This is a genomic window from Microbispora corallina, assembly GCF_016863035.1.
GTDB lineage: Bacteria > Actinomycetota > Actinomycetes > Streptosporangiales > Streptosporangiaceae > Microbispora > Microbispora corallina.
On record NZ_BOOC01000018.1, the window covers coordinates 109498 to 124278 of the forward strand.

Below are 14781 nucleotides of genomic sequence, written 5' to 3' on the forward strand. Positions count from 1 at the left end.
CGTGAAAGGTGGCGGTGTCGAAATGAAGCCCGACGCGTTCGTCCTCACCGGCTCGTTCCTGGTGATCTGCCGCGCTCCGCTCTACCTGCAGGAGCTGTCCCGCCGGGGGCTCACGATCCTCGTGGTCACCCCCTCCGTCTGGCGCGAGCAGGCGCTGGTCCAGACGGCCGACCCGGACCACCCCGCCTCGGCCATCACGGAGGTCGCGTTCGTCGACGGCGACGTCAACACGGAGAACTCGTTCACGGCCGGGGTGATCTCGAGCGTCCGCGACTGGCGGGAGCGCTACGCCATCAGGGGCGTCTACGCCGTGGGCGAGACGCTGGTGGAGCCGACCGGGCTGCTCGCCGACGCCCTGGGGCTGCCCTCACCCGGCCTGCGGGCGACCCGGGCCTGCCGCAGCAAGTACCTCCAGCGGTGGTACCTGCCCGAGTTCAGCCCGGCCTCCACGGTCGTCCCGCCGGCCCGCAGGCAGTCGTTCGACGCGGACGCCGTCCGGTACCCGGTCGTCGTGAAGCCCACCGGCCGGCACTCCAGCTCGGGGGTCGAGACCGTGGCCGACGCGGCGGAGCTGCGCGCCCAGTTCGGCTCGTACCTGCCGCACGAGACGGTGCTGGTCGAGGAGAAGGTGGCCGGCCAGGAGTTCTCCGTGGAGAGCCTGGTGCAGGACGGCCGGCTCTTCTTCGCCTCGGTGACCCGCAAGGAGACGACCGAGTCGGGCACCCGCTGCTTCGTCGAGCTGGCCCACTCGGTCCCCAACGACATCGAGGGCGTGGACGACGTGATCCTCGACGCCAACCGGCGGATGCTGGAGGCCCTGGCGTTCCGGAACGGCATCGCGCACGCCGAGTGGCGGGTGGCCGCCTCCGGCCGGCCGTACCTGATGGAGGTGGCCGCCCGCACTCCCGGCGACGGGCTGTCGATCCTCTACCTGCTGGCCACCGGCGTCCCGCTCGAACCCGCGATCGTCCGGATCGCGCTCGGGGAGCCCGCAGACTACCCCGCGCCCCGGCGGTACGCCCGGCAGGTCTACCTGGAGCACGAGCCCGGCCTGCTCGCCGACGTCACCGTGGACTGGCCGGGGATCGTCCCCCAGTGGGTGGGCGAGGGCGGCCTGTGGCCGGAGATCGAGCCGGGCGCCCCCGAGGACCCGCCCGCCCTGCGCGCCGTCCTCGTCACCAAGGACCCCGGCGACCTGCTGGGACCGCTGCACAGCTCCGACGACCGCGCCGTGTCGTTCCTCATCGACGCGCCCACGGCGGCCGAGCTCGACGAGCTCGAGCTGCGCGTACGGCAGGCCGTCCGGGTGCACACGCTCTCGCCCGCCGAGCCCGCCGGCGCGCGGATGTGAGACGGGCCGTCAGCGGGAGGGGACGCCGGGCGTGCTCTCCCGCACGACGACCTCGCCCTGGATCCGCCGCGACCGCGGGCGGGCGGCGGGCTCGGACAGCACCATGCGCAGCGCGGCCTCCCCGATCTCGACCAGGGGCAGCCGGACCGTGGTCAGCGCGGGCGTGACGTCCCGCAGCGTGACGATGTCGTCGAAGCCCGCGACGGCCACGCCGCGGTCGAGCCCGCGCGACCGCAGCGCGGCGATGGCCCCCACCGCCATCACGTCGTTCACGGCGAACACGCACTCCACCCGCGGCCCGTGGTCGAGCAGGCGGAGCATCGCGGCGTGCCCGCCGTCGCGGTTGAAGTCCCCGCGGGCGACCGCGTCCGGCGGCACGGACAGGCCGGCCGCGGCCAGCCCCTCGGCGAATCCGTCCAGGCGGTCGGCCGCGGTGAGCAGCCCGGGCGGGCCGGCCAGCACGCCGAACCTGCGGTAGCCGAGCCCGGCCAGCCGGGCCGCCAGATCGCGGGCGCCCGCCCGGTTGGCGACGACGACCGTGTCCACCGGCAGCCGCCGCTGGCTGATCAGGGCGACCCGGCCGCCCGACCGCTCGAACGCGGCGAGCTCCTCGCCGAGCCGTCCGAGCGCCTCCCGGTCGTCGGTGCGCGACCCGGCGATGACGATCGCGGCGGCCCGCAGCCCGCGCAGCGACGCGACGTACTCGATCTCCTTGTCCGGCCGGCGCTGGGTGCTGGCGATGCTGACGATGAGCCGGTTCGCCTCGGCCACCCGCATGGCGCCGGCCGCGATCGAGGAGAAGTAGGGGTCCTCGATGTCCTGCACGACGAGCCCGACCACGTTGGTCCGGCCCCGCGCCATGGCCTGGGCCTGCGCGTTCGCCGTGTAGTTGAGCGCGCGGGCCGCCCGCTCGACCCGCTCGCGGATCTCCGGCCTGACGTTGCGCGTGCTGCCGTTGACCGCCCGGGAGGCCGTGGCGAGGGACACGCCCGCCTCGCGCGCCACGTCCTCGAGCGTGGCCGCGCCGCGCCGCGCCTCCGTCATCGCCCGGCCCTCGAACCCGCACCCATGGTCCTCATCATGGCCTGCCCGGCCGCCTGAACGGGAGCGCGCCCCCGCGACCGCCGGTTGACGCGGCGACGCCCCCGGCCGTACGGTCCATGAGCGGAAAGCGCTTTCCCAAACGAGAGGGGATCCGATGCACACCCTCGGCGTCGCCATGAACGGCGTGACCGGGCGCATGGGCTACCGGCAGCACCTGGTCCGATCGGTGCTGGCGATCAACGAGCAGGGCGGGGTCACGCTGTCGGACGGCGGACGCGTCCTGCTGCGGCCCGTGCTCGTCGGGCGGAACGCGGCGAAACTCGAGGACATCGCGGCCCGGCACGGCATCCCCGACTGGACCACCGACCTCGACGCCGCGCTCGCCGACGACGGCGTCCACGTCTACTTCGACGCCCAGACCACCCAGGCGAGGGTGGCCGCCGTCACCCGGGCCGTCGAGGCGGGCAAGCACGTCTACACCGAGAAGCCGACGGCCGAGACGCTGGAGGACGCGATCGCCCTGGCCCGCGTCGCGCGCGACGCCGGCGTGAAGAACGGCGTCGTCCAGGACAAGCTGTTCCTGCCCGGGCTGCTCAAGCTCCGGCGACTGGTCGAGGGCGGCTTCTTCGGACGGATCCTCTCGGTCCGGGGCGAGTTCGGCTACTGGGTGTTCGAGGGCGACTGGCAGCCGGCTCAGCGGCCGTCGTGGAACTACCGCGCCGAGGACGGCGGCGGGATCGTGCTCGACATGTTCCCCCACTGGGCGTACGTCTTGGAGACCCTGTTCGGCAGGGTGGAGGCGGTGACGGCGCGGGCGGTCACCCACATCGCGGAGCGCGTGGACGAGCAGGGCCGGCCGTACAAGGTCACGGCCGACGACGCGGCCTACGCGATCTTCGAGCTGGCGGGCGGCGTCATCGCGCAGGTCAACTCCTCCTGGGCCGTCCGGGTGAACCGGGACGAGCTGGTGGAGTTCCAGGTGGACGGCACGCACGGCAGCGCCGTGGCCGGGCTGCGCCGCTGCCGGGTGCAGCACCGGGCCTCCACGCCCAAGCCCGTCTGGAACCCCGACCTGCCGGCCACCGAGCCGTTCCGGGAGCAGTGGCAGGAGGTCCCGGACAACGCGGACTTCGACAACGGCTTCAAGACCCAGTGGGAGATGTTCGTCCGCCACGTCGTCGAGGACGCGCCCTTCCCGTACGACCTCGCCTCCGGCGCCCGGGGCGTGCAACTGGCCGAGCTCGGTCTGCGCTCCTCGGCACGGGGCGTGCGCGTCGAGGTGCCGGAGATCCATCCGTGACCGCGATCACCCTCCCCCTCCCGGACGGCCGGCTGGAGCGCCACCACCTCGGTGAGCCGGCCGCCTGGACGCCGCCGCCCGCCGCGCCGTCGAGCCGCGTCGCCTACGCCGCCGCCCACGTCGTGGCCGACCCGCTCGCGGACAACACCCCCGGCGCCCCGGCCGTCCTCGACTGGGACGCCACCCTCCGCTTCCGCCGCCACCTCTGGTCGTACGGGCTGCGGGTGGCGGACGCGATGGACACGGCGCAGCGCAACATGGGGCTCGACTGGCCGGCGACCCGCGAGCTGATCCGGCGCAGCGCCGCCGCGGCGCGGGAGTTCGGCGACCCCGCCGACCTGGTGGCCTGCGGGGCCGGCACCGACCACCTGCCGCCCTCGGCCACCCTGGAGGAGGTGGTCACGGGCTACCTGGAGCAGATCGAGGCCGTCCAGGAGGCCGGCGCGGGGGTCGTCATCATGGCGAGCCGTCAGCTCACCCGGGCCGCCGGCGAGCCGGAGGACTACCGCAAGGTGTACGACCGGCTCCTGACCCAGACCGCGCGGCCGGTGATCCTCCACTGGCTGGGCGAGATGTTCGACCCCCAGCTCGCGGGCTACTGGGGGTCGCGCGACCTCGACGCGGCGACCGAGACGTTCCTCGCGCTCGTGCACGAGCACGCCGGAGCCGTCGACGGGGTCAAGGTGTCGCTGCTCGACGCGGCGCACGAGGTGCGGCTGCGGGAGCGGCTGCCGGAGGGCGTCCGCCTCTACACGGGCGACGACTTCAACTACCCCGAGCTGATCGGCGGCGGCAGCCACGCGCTGCTCGGGGTCTTCGACCCGATCGCACCCGCCGCGGCCGCCGCGTTCCAGGCCCTCGACGCCGGGGACCGGGCGCGCTTCGACGCCGTGCTCGCCCCCACCGTCCCGCTGGCCCGGAAGATCTTCGAGACGCCGACGTACCACTACAAGACCGGGATCGTGTTCCTCGCGTGGCTCGCCGGGCACCAGGACGCGTTCGCGATGGTGAACGGCGCGCAGAGCGGCCGGTCGATCACCCATCTGGCCGAGGTGTTCCGCCTGGCCGACCGGGCCGGGCTGCTGCCCGACCCCGACCTCGCCGCGGCCCGCATGCGCGCGCTGCTCGCGACGGCGGGGGTGACCGGGTGAGCGACACTCTGCCCGGCGGCCGCCCGGCCGCCGTGGAGACGCCCGCTCCCGCAGACCCCCGGCTGGACCGGCTGTCGCTCAACCAGTGGACGACCCGGGGCTGGACGCTGGAGCAGGCCGTCGACGGCTGCGTCCGGCACGGGATCCGGTCCATCGGGCTGTGGCGGGAGAAGGTGGCCGAGCACGGCCCGGCCGCGGCCGCCCGGCTCGTCGCGGACGCCGGCCTGCGGGTCTCGTCGCTGTGCCGGGGCGGCTTCCTCACCGGCGACGACGGCAACCTCGACGACAACCGGGCGGCGGTGGACGAGGCCGCCGCCCTCGGCGCCGCCTGCCTCGTGCTGGTCGTCGGCGGCCTGCCGGGGGTCGTGCCCGGCGGCTCCCCGGGCGGCGGGCTCAGCCGCGACCTCGCCCTCGCCCGCGAGCGGGTGGCCCGGGCGCTGGACGTGCTCGCTCCCTACGCGGGGGAACGCGGGGTCCGGCTCGCGCTGGAGCCCCTGCACCCGATGTACTGCGCGGACCGGGCCGTGCTGTCCACCCTGGCCCAGGCCCTCGACCTGGCGGACAGGCACCCCGTGGAGCAGGTGGGCGTGGTCGTCGACACCTTCCACGTCTGGTGGGACCCGGACGTGCTCGCGCAGATCGCCAGGGCGGGCGACCGGATCGCGAGCTACCAGGTGAGCGACTTCCTCGTGCCGCTGCCCGCGGACGTCCTGCTCGCCCGCGGCATGATGGGGGACGGCGTGATCGACTTCGGGCCGCTCACGGCGGCCGTCCGGGCCGCCGGCTACCGCGGGGACGTGGAGGTCGAGATCTTCAACGCCGACGTGTGGGCGGCCGACCCTGACGAGGTGGTCGCCACGATGAAGCGCCGTTTCGTCACCGAGGTGCCCCCCATGTGAGCGGCCCGACGGGGGCCCCACCGCGCCGCCTCGGAGCCGGGATGTCGACGCACGGGGCCATCAATCCGCAGGGTGGTCGGGCGCGCGATGTGATCAGGCGCGGGCGGGCAGGTCCGGGGCGGGCTCGGGCACGCCGGGCCGGGGCCACGGACGGCCCTCCCGGCTCTCGACGGCCCTGTTGAACCGGGTGAGCACGCGGGCCAGCTCGGCCAGCTCGGCCGGGCTCCAGTCGTCCAGCACGACGCCGAGCCCCTCGGTCGCCCAGGTGCGGTCGGCGTGCAGGCGTCGCAGGCCCTCCGGGGTGATGCGCAGCTTGCGCGCCATGCCGCCGTCCGGGTCGGGGATCCGCTCGGCCGTCCCCGCCCGCAGCAGGGCGGCCGTCTGGCGGTTGACGGTCGAGGTGTCGAGCCCGAACGCCTCGGCGAGCTGCCCGATCGACATCGGGCCCTCGATCTCGATCCTGCTGAGCAGCAGATAGGCGCTGCGCTCCAGGCGCGGGCCCCGGTCGCACGTCTCCGAGAAGGCGCCCATGGCCACATGCCGCCCGATGAGCCTCAGCTCACGCTCGATCTCCGCGATCTCCCGCTCCATGCCCGCGTCCTTCCCTGCCTCGATGCCCGCCCCCCGAAATATGCATGATGCACAGCATATGTATGCTGCACACCGCGTGCACGGGCACGTCACCCCGAGCGGGCACTCCGAGTGCCGACTGGAGACATCATGAGCACTTCTCCCCCGACGCACCGCACCGGTGCGATCGTGGGCGTGCTGGCCGGAGCGGGCATCACGGTCTCCGTGATGCAGACGCTGGTCGTCCCGTTGATCCCCGACCTCCCCCAGTTGCTGCACACGTCGGCCGCGAACGCCTCGTGGGCCATCACCGCGACCCTGCTCGCCGCCGCCGTGGCCACTCCGGTGATCGGACGGCTCGGCGACCTGTACGGCAAGCGGCGCCTGCTCCTGGTGAGCGCGGCGATGCTCGTCATCGGCTCGCTGGTGTGCGCGCCCGCGAACTCGCTGGCGCCGATGGTCGTCGGCCGGGCGCTGCAGGGCTTCGGCATGGGCGTGATCCCCCTGGGGATCAGCATCATGCGCGACGTGGTGCCGCCCGCCCGCCTCGGCTCCGCCATGGCCATCATGAGCTCGTCGCTGGGCGTCGGCGGCGCCCTCGGCCTGCCCGCGTCGGCGGCCGTCGCGGAGAAGGCCGACTGGCACGCCCTGTTCTGGGGCTCCGGCGCCCTCGGGGTCATCGCCGCCGCGCTGATCGTCTGGCTGGTGCCCGAGTCGTCCGTACGGGCGGGCGGGCGCTTCGACGTCGTCGGCGCGCTCGGCCTGTCCGCGGGGCTGATCTGCCTGCTGCTGCCGATCTCGAAGGGCGGCGACTGGGGATGGGGCAGCGGGGGGACGATCGGCCTGTTCGTCGCGTCCCTCGTCGTCCTGCTGCTGTGGGGCGCGTGGGAGCTGCGCCACCCGGCCCCGCTCGTGGACCTGCGCACCAGCGCGCGCCGCCCGATCCTGATGACGAACCTGGCCTCCGTCGTGATCGGCTTCGCCATGTACGCGATGTCGCTCGTGACCCCGCAGCTCCTGCAGCTGCCCGTGGTGACCGGCTACGGCCTGGGCCAGTCGATGCTCCAGGCGGGGCTCTGGATGGCTCCCGCCGGCCTGATGATGATGGCCGTGTCCCCGTTCGCCGCCCGGCTCTCCGGGGCGCGCGGGCCGAAGATCTCGCTGTTCGTCGGAGCGCTGGTGATCGCCTGCGGATACGCCCTGGGCCTGGCGCTGATGGGCGGCGTCTGGGGCGTGCTGATCTTCTCGAGCGTGATCAGCGCGGGCGTCGGCTTCGCGTACGCCGCCATGCCTGCGCTCATCATGTCGGCCGCGCCGATCTCGGAGGGCGCCGCGGCCAACGGCCTGAACAGCCTGATGCGCTCGATCGGCACCTCGACCGCGAGCGCCGTGATGGGCGTGGTCCTGGCGCACATGACCACCCGCCTCGGGCCGGTCACGATCCCCTCGGAGAGCGGCTTCCGCGTCGGCCTCGTCATCGGCGCCGGCGTCGCCGTGCTGGCCGCGCTCGTCGTCCTCGCCATCCCCGGCCGCGCGCGGCCGGTCCCCGGCGCGGCCCTCGACCTGGCCGAGGAGGCGCCTGCCGGACTGCCCGCGGACCCCGCGGTCCGCTGAGCGGAGGTCCGGGAAACGCGCCGGCGCGCGGCGGGAGTGTGTCTCCGCCGCGCGCCGGGGTTCCGGTTCCCGGTCGGGTCAGGGGTAGCTGACGACGTTGACCGGGGTGGTGGCGGTGCCCTGGGCCGCGCCACCCGTGTTGTTGATGACGTGGGCGATCGTGCCCTTGCCGCCGAGGGACACGGTGAGCAGGTCGTGGAACTTCACGCCCGACGCCGTCGGGCTCTCGAAGGCGTGGTCGGCCACGATCGAGGGGTCGGCGGTGAAGTTGCAGTAGCTGCCCAGGCCCCAGGCCTCATGGCTGGTGACGTTGCTCCCCACCTTGTAGGCCGCGTAGCCGCGGGTGGAGCCGTTCATCCACGACGACTGGTTGGGCGGGTCGTACGGCATCTCGTTCTGCAGGAAGATGGTCTTGCCGCCCTGGCCGTTCCAGACCACCTCGTACTTCTTGTAGTGCTCGACGAACAGGCCGTACGCCGTGACGTTGTTGCCGTTCACGATGAGGCCGGTGTCGGCGGGGTTGGTGTTCCATCCGACGCCCGCACCGTGGTCGGCCCGCCACGCCCAGATGTGGTCGATGAGCGTGTTGTTGCTGTTCACGACCAGGCTGGTGGTCGCCTGACCGGCCGCGGCGCCGCCGATCCGGAAGAACACGTCCTGGATGGAGGGCGGGTTGGACGCGTGGCTCGCCGTCGCGCCGTCGGGACCGACCCTCAGCAGCACCGGCGAGTTCACCGGGCCGGCGTCGAACAGCAGGCTCGCGATCTTGACGCCGTCGACGTCGGCGACGCTCATCGGGACGACGCCGTTGTCCGGGATCAGCGTGGCGTAGCCGAGGCCGAGGACCACGGTGTCGGCCCGCGTCACGTTGATCGTCTGGTTGATGTGGTAGATGCCGGGGGTGAACAGCAGGTTCAGGCCCTGGCTCAGCGCCTGGTTCAGCGTCGCCGCGCTGTCGCTCGGCTTGGCCACGTAGAACTGGCTCAGCGGGATCGACGAGCCGGGGGTGGCCCCGTTGGCCCAGGTCACGCCGCTGGAATTGGTGCGCAGCGACGGGACGAAGACGCGGTAGGCGCCGCCGGAGTCCACGTACAGGTACGGCTTCTCGCGGGTCACCGGGCTGGTCGGGAGCGTGGTGTACGGCGGGTTGGGGAAGCTCTGCGCGGGAGCGCCCACCACGCCGGAGAACACCATGTTCCACACGCCGTTGGTCCAGCCGCCGATCTGGCTGTCGCGGGTGAACCACTGCTGCTGGGAGTACGGGCCGACGGTGCCGTCGATCTTGCTGTCGGCGATGTAGCCGCCGCTGGCCCAGCCGTACCCGTTCGGGGCGAGGTTCAGCCCGCCGCGGACGTGGATCCGGCGGAACGGCGCGGCCTGGGCGACGGCCCAGCGGTCGGTGCCGTTCACGGGGACGACGGCCAGGTTCTCGGCGGAGCGCCAGAAGTTCTGGGTGGCGTTGCCGCCGAACCAGCCGGCGTCGACGGTGATGTCACCGTTGATCGTGACGTTGTCGGGCGACTGGCCGAGGCCGGCGATCGAGGTGTAGAAGCCGATCTGGGCGTTGAGGCCGCTGTAGGTGCCCGGCTTGAACAGCAGCTCGTACCGCTGGCTGCCGAACTGGTTCGACTCCTGCTGCTGGAAGATCGTGTCGAGCGTGCTCTGGATGCTCGCGCTCGACATCGACGGGTCGAAGACCTTCACGTTCGACCCGAGGTCGCCGCCGCCGGGGAGGGTCCCCCCGCCCGTGTCGGTCACGACGTTGACCCCGAACTCCCAGAGCGAGTAGCCGTACTGGGTGGCGCGGGTCAGCCCGTACATGCGGACATAGCGGCCGGTCGCCGTCAGGTCCAGCGACTGCGTCCCGCTGACGCCGGTGAGCGTCGCGGTCGCGTCCGACCAGGACGAGCCGTCGGGCGAGACCTGGATCTTGAACGTCTGCGCGCGGGCGGTCTCCCAGTTCAGGACCACCTTGCAGATCTGCTGGGAGCTGCCGAGGTCGACCTGGACCCACTGGGGGTCGCTGAACGCGCTCGACCACCGGGTCGAGGTGCTGCCGTCGAACGCGGCCGAGGCCGGGGTGCCGCCGTTCTCGGTCGAGGACGCCGAGGAGGGACGGCCCTGCGCGACGTTCGTCGTGCCGCACGTCGCGGCGGACGCGCTGTAGGCGGATCCGGACACGCCGGCGACGGCCACGAACGTGGAGGCCGCGGCGAGGCCGGTGACGATCAGGCCCAGGCGTTTGCGCCGTGGGCGTGGAGAGTGACGCATGACTCCTCCTGAGTACGGAGCCCGTCGTGGGGGGTGACGGTGGGCTGGAAGAGGCCCAGCGGGAAGAGAGTGCGTCTGGCTCAAGGCTTATGTCAATACTTGTTTCACAATTAGAAATATGCGGGCGACACACGCGACATCCCCGTCCGGCACGGGGATCCCGCCTCCGGGGAGGGTCGTCGTCGGCGTGAGCTGGGCCGTCCCGGCCGCCCGGCCTGACACGGGAGCGCCCTGGGGAAGTCAACCCGTCGTCAGGCGCGCCGGCCCGCCCTGAGACGGCCGGCGCGCGGAGGCGGCGTCAGCCGGCCGCGGTGATGCGGGCGACCTGGGGGGCGTTGAGGAACTCCTCCAGGACCAGCGTGGCCGCGCCCAGCGCGACGACGTCCGGCCCGAGGCGGCCCAGCACGATCGAGGTCGCGGCGTACGGCTCGGCCAGCGCGTTCTCCGCGGTGGCCCGGCGGATGTCGAGCAGCAGGGTCTGGCCGAGCATCGTGCCGACCCAGCCGCCGATGACGATGCGCTGCGGGTTGAGCAGGTTCACCAGGGTGGCCAGGCCGACGCCCAGGTAGGCGACCGTCTCGTCGATCACGGGGGAACGCTCCGCCAGCAGGCGGCCCAGCTCCTCCTGCCAGTCCGACTGGATCGGCGCCCCGGCCCGCTCCAGGATGGCCTCGGCCCCGATGTACGCCTCCAGGCAGCCCCGGGCGCCGCAGCGGCAGGGCCGCCCACCGGCCACGATGGTCGTGTGGCCCCACTCGCCCGCGCTGCTGCTCGTCCCGCGGAACGCGGTGCCGTCGGCCACGATCGTGGCCCCAACGCCCGTGCCGAGCAGCACGATCACCGCGTCGGAGGCCCCCCGGCCCGACCCGAACCACAGCTCGGCCTGGCCCATCGCCTTGGCGCCGTTGTCCACGAACAACGGCAGCGAGGTGCCCTCGCGCAGGAGCGCTCCAAGGGGCACGCCGTCCCAGCCGAACGTCTTGGCGTGGATGAGGCCGTCCAGGCCGGGCTCGACGATCCCGGGGACGCCCACCCCCACGCCGAGCACCTGCTCGGGGGCGACGCCGGCGTCGGAGAGCACGACGTCGATCCCGGCGAGCACGTGCCGGGCGACCAGCTCGGGGTCGTGGCGGACGGGACGCAGCGCGTAGTCGACCTTGGCCAGCTCGGTCATCCCCAGGTCGAACAGCCCCACGCGGACATGCGTCTCGGCCACGTCGACGCCGATCGCGAAGCCGTACACGGGGTTGACCCGCAGCAGCACGCGCGGGCGGCCGCCGTCGGACTCGACCTGGCCGGCCTCGACGACGATGCCGTCGCCCAGCAGGTCGCCGGTCATCGTGCTGACCGTGGCCGCGCTCAGCCCGGTGAGGCGGGTCAGGTCGTTGCGGCTCGCGGGCCCCGAGAAGTAGAGCTCGCGCAGCAGCATGGCCCTGTTGCCCCTCCGGACGTCGCGTACCGTCCTGCGTTCGGGCCTCGCCATGACCTACCTCCCCGTGTGTCGCCGGCCGCGTTAGTTCAGGACCGGAAACAAGTTCCTGATCGGGCCGTCCCCCACATGAGAGAGTGCCACACCCCGGTTACCGATGCGTTTCGCGCTCCCTCTGCACTTTTTTCGACTCTTGGATTATTGTCGTCTGGCACTGCGTCCGGGACCCCGAGCGACGGGAGAGCGACCGCATGGACAGGCCGGGGGCGACCCCGCCGCACGACCGGGACGGCCTGCGCGCCCTGGTCCGCGCGCTGGTCGACCCGCTGGTCCCCCACGTGCGGGCCGGCGGCGCCCGCCCCCGGATCGGTGGCAACGCCGCCCACTACGGGGACGCGGCGGCCGCGCTGGAGACGTTCGCCCGCCCGCTGTGGGGGCTCGCGCCGCTCGCCGCCGGGGGCGGGGCGTTCGAGCACTGGGAGGTGTGGCGCCGCGGCCTGGCCGCCGGGACGGACCCGGACCACGACGGCCACTGGGGTCCCGTCACGGACGTGGACCAGCGCCTGGTGGAGTCGGCCGCGATCGGGCTGGCCCTCGCCGTCGCCCCCGAGCACGTGTGGGACCCGCTCACCGGCCGCGAGCGGGACGCGGTCGCCGCGTGGCTGCGTACCGCCCTCGACGCGGAGCCGGTGGGCAACAACTGGCAGTTCTTCCCGGTCATGGTCTCGCTCGGCCTGGGCCGGGTCGGCGTGGCCCACGACCGCGTCCCGATCGAGGCCAGGCTCGACCGGCTGGAGTCGTTCTCCCTCGGGCGCGGCTGGTACAGCGACGGCCCGGCCGCCCAGCGGGACTACTACATCCCGTTCGCGATGCACTACTACGGCCTCATCCACGCGGCCCTCGGCCCCGGCGGCGCCCGGGCCGAGCGCCTGCGGGAGCGGGCGGCGGCCTTCGCGCTCGACTTCCGGCACTGGTTCGCCGCCGACGGCGCGGCCGTGCCGTTCGGGCGGAGCATGACGTACCGCTTCGCGCAGGGGGCGTTCTGGGGCGCGCTCGCCTTCGCCGGCGTCGAGGCGCTGCCGTGGGGGGTGGTCAAGGGCCACCTCATGCGCCATCTGCGGTGGTGGCTGCGGCGGCCGATCACCGGTCCGTCCGGGCTCCTCACGATCGGGTACGGCTACGAGCAGCCGCTGCTCGCGGAGCAGTACAACGCGCCCGGCTCGCCGTACTGGGCGCTCAAGTCGTTCCTGCCGCTGGCGCTGCCGCCCGGCCATCCGTTCTGGACCGCCCCCGAGCGGGAGGCGCCCCCACTCGATGAGGTCTCCACGCAGCCCGAGGCCGGGGTCGCGCTCATGCGCTGCGAGGAGGGCCGGCACGTCGTCATGCTCAGCGCCGGGCAGCACCACACGTGGGTCAGGCACGGCGCGGCCAAGTACGCCAAGTTCGCGTACTCGACGGCGTTCGGGTTCAGCGTGCCGAGCGGCTCGTGGGGGCTGGAGCAGGCGGCGGCGGACGGCACGCTCGCGCTGAGCGAGGACGGCGTCCACTGGCTGCCGTGCGAGGTGCCGGTCGACGCCGGCGCGCGGGACGGCCTGCTGTGGTGCCGCTGGACCCCCTGGCCGGACGTCGAGGTCGAGACGTGGCTCCTCGCCCTCCCGCCGTGGCACGTCCGGATGCACCGGCTCGTCACCGGACGGAGCCTCCGCTCCGCCGAGGGCGGCTTCGCGGTGGACCGCGACGCGCCCTTCCGCAGGGCCGACGCCGGCGCGGGACGCGCCCGGGTCGCGGCGCCCGCGGGCGCCGTCCTGGTCGAGGACCTGACCGGCGCGAGGAACGGGCGGCTCGTCGAGGCCCTGCCCGGCACCAACGTCGTCGCGCCGCGCACGGTGATCCCCACCCTCGAGGGCGCGCATCCGCCGGGCGAGCACCTGCTGGCCTGCGCCGTCCTCGGGCTCGCCGACCCCGGGGGAGCCGACCCCTGGCCCGCCCCTCCGTCGTGGGAGTCCGTACGGGAGACCCTGGCCGGTCATCCGGCCGCGGCCCGCCTGCTCGCGGTCCTCGATGGCGTGGCGCGGGAGACGCCTGCGGCGCCCGGAGCGGCGATCTAGCGGCGGGCGGCCTCGATCTCCTCGACCAGGACCTCGACGAGGCGGGCGGCGGGCAGCTCCCGGCCGCGCCGGTACCCGTCGCCGGCCCACAGCGCCATGGCCTCGGGGTCGCTTTGGGCGGCGGCCGCGCGGCGCAGCCCCTTCGTCAGGTGGTGGACCTGCGGGTAGCACCGGGGCGCCCCGGCCTCGTGCTCGGCCATGAACCGGTTGGCCAGGCCCCGGGCCGTACGGCCGGAGAAGGCCGTGGTGAAGGCGGTCCCGGTGAAGTGCGGGTCGGCGAGGGCGGCCTTGTGCACCGGGTGCGCCCCGCTCTCGGGCGTGCGGAGGAAGGCCGTGCCGAGCTGCCCGGCGACCGCGCCCGCGTCGAGGACGGCCGCGATGTCCGCCCCGTCCATGAGCCCGCCGGCCGCGACGAGGGGGACGTCCGCGGCCCCCCGCACCTGCGCGACGAGGTCGGTCAGGGCGGCGGGCGGCGCCCAGGAGGGCGGGGGCGGGAGGAAGGCCGTCTGGTGGCCGCCGGCGCCCGGGCCCTGGACGCAGATCACGTCCGCGCCCGCCTCGGCGGCGGCCTCGGCCTCCCAGGGCGTGTTCACCATGACGAAGACCACGCTGCCCACCTCGCGCAGGCGGGCCGCGACCTCGGGAGGCGGGCAGCCGAAGGTGAATCCGGCGACCGGCACGCGCTCCGCGACCAGCAGCTCGACCTTGGCGTCCCACTCGTCGTCGTCCCACGCCGGGGACTCCGGGAGGGTGAGGCCGTAGCGCTCGGCCTCCCCGGAGAGCTCCTTGCGGTAGAGCGCGAGCGCCGCGTCATCGGCGGTCTCGGGACCCGGGACGAAGACGCTGACGCCGAACGGCCGGTCCGTCCGCTCGCGCACCGCGGCGATCTCGTCCCGAACGTCGGCCGCCGTACGGTAGCCGGCGGCCAGGAACCCGAGGCCCCCCGCGGAGGACACGGCCGCGGCCAGGGCGGGGGTCGACCCGCCCCCGGCCATCGGCGCCTGGATGATCGGGTGCTCGACCCCGAGTGCTGCGACTGACATG

General features: G+C 74.0%; 11 protein-coding genes. 6 read left to right on the top strand and 5 right to left on the bottom strand.

Translation table 11 applies throughout. The annotated features are described in order from the left end of the window. The first annotated feature begins 22 nt into the window (after window positions 1-22). On the top strand, window positions 23-1351 hold the full coding sequence (locus Mco01_RS20000; RefSeq protein WP_204058418.1) for an ATP-grasp domain-containing protein: 1329 nt from the start codon (window positions 23-25) through the stop codon (window positions 1349-1351). A 9-nt stretch (window positions 1352-1360) separates the two neighbouring features. Here the strand turns inward: Mco01_RS20000 and Mco01_RS20005 are convergent, their stop codons facing one another. Next, window positions 1361-2395 (bottom strand): LacI family DNA-binding transcriptional regulator, encoded by a 1035-nt coding sequence (locus tag Mco01_RS20005; protein WP_204058419.1) that lies wholly within the window; start codon window positions 2393-2395, stop codon window positions 1361-1363. Window positions 2396-2549: 154 nt separating this feature from the next. Here Mco01_RS20005 and Mco01_RS20010 point away from each other — a divergent pair, with 154 nt between their 5' ends. Genes Mco01_RS20010 through Mco01_RS20020 form a run of 3 tightly spaced genes read left to right on the top strand, consistent with a single transcriptional unit; the run spans window position 2550 to window position 5745 of the window. After that, window positions 2550-3695 carry a Gfo/Idh/MocA family protein gene (locus Mco01_RS20010; protein ID WP_239103754.1) on the top strand — a complete coding sequence of 382 codons (1146 nt, stop codon included), beginning with the start codon at window positions 2550-2552 and terminating at the stop codon, window positions 3693-3695. Next, a complete protein-coding gene (locus Mco01_RS20015) occupies window positions 3692-4846 on the top strand; it encodes a dihydrodipicolinate synthase family protein (RefSeq protein WP_204058420.1) in 1155 nt (384 codons plus the stop codon). Before Mco01_RS20010 ends, Mco01_RS20015 begins: the two co-directional genes overlap by 4 nt. Next, window positions 4843-5745 carry a sugar phosphate isomerase/epimerase family protein gene (locus Mco01_RS20020; protein ID WP_204058421.1) on the top strand — a complete coding sequence of 301 codons (903 nt, stop codon included), beginning with the start codon at window positions 4843-4845 and terminating at the stop codon, window positions 5743-5745. Before Mco01_RS20015 ends, Mco01_RS20020 begins: the two co-directional genes overlap by 4 nt. A 93-nt stretch (window positions 5746-5838) precedes the next feature. On the opposite strand, the gene Mco01_RS20025 is transcribed toward Mco01_RS20020, so the two are convergent. Beyond that, window positions 5839-6336, bottom strand: coding sequence for a MarR family winged helix-turn-helix transcriptional regulator (locus tag Mco01_RS20025; RefSeq protein ID WP_204058422.1), 498 nt, complete (start codon window positions 6334-6336; stop codon window positions 5839-5841). Window positions 6337-6465: 129 nt separating this feature from the next. Here Mco01_RS20025 and Mco01_RS20030 point away from each other — a divergent pair, with 129 nt between their 5' ends. Further along, entirely contained in the window at window positions 6466-7929 is a 1464-nt protein-coding gene (locus Mco01_RS20030; RefSeq protein WP_204058423.1) for an MFS transporter, read from the top strand. 78 nt (window positions 7930-8007) lie between these two features. Here the strand turns inward: Mco01_RS20030 and Mco01_RS20035 are convergent, their stop codons facing one another. Both Mco01_RS20035 and Mco01_RS20040 read right to left on the bottom strand, forming a co-directional pair. After that, the gene (locus Mco01_RS20035) at window positions 8008-10200 is read right to left on the bottom strand and encodes a discoidin domain-containing protein (protein WP_204058424.1); all 2193 of its coding nucleotides are present in this window, start codon (window positions 10198-10200) and stop codon (window positions 8008-8010) included. A gap of 298 nt (window positions 10201-10498) precedes the next feature. Continuing rightward, on the bottom strand, window positions 10499-11683 hold the full coding sequence (locus Mco01_RS20040; RefSeq protein ID WP_204058425.1) for an ROK family transcriptional regulator: 1185 nt from the start codon (window positions 11681-11683) through the stop codon (window positions 10499-10501). A gap of 197 nt (window positions 11684-11880) precedes the next feature. Here Mco01_RS20040 and Mco01_RS20045 point away from each other — a divergent pair, with 197 nt between their 5' ends. After that, window positions 11881-13737, top strand: a complete 1857-nt coding sequence (locus Mco01_RS20045) for a DUF2264 domain-containing protein (protein ID WP_239103755.1) — start codon at window positions 11881-11883, stop codon at window positions 13735-13737. Here the strand turns inward: Mco01_RS20045 and Mco01_RS20050 are convergent. Further along, entirely contained in the window at window positions 13734-14780 is a 1047-nt protein-coding gene (locus tag Mco01_RS20050; RefSeq protein WP_204058426.1) for a nitronate monooxygenase, read from the bottom strand. The two genes, Mco01_RS20045 and Mco01_RS20050, sit on opposite strands and share 4 nt — an antisense overlap. Window position 14781: the final 1 nt, after the last annotated feature.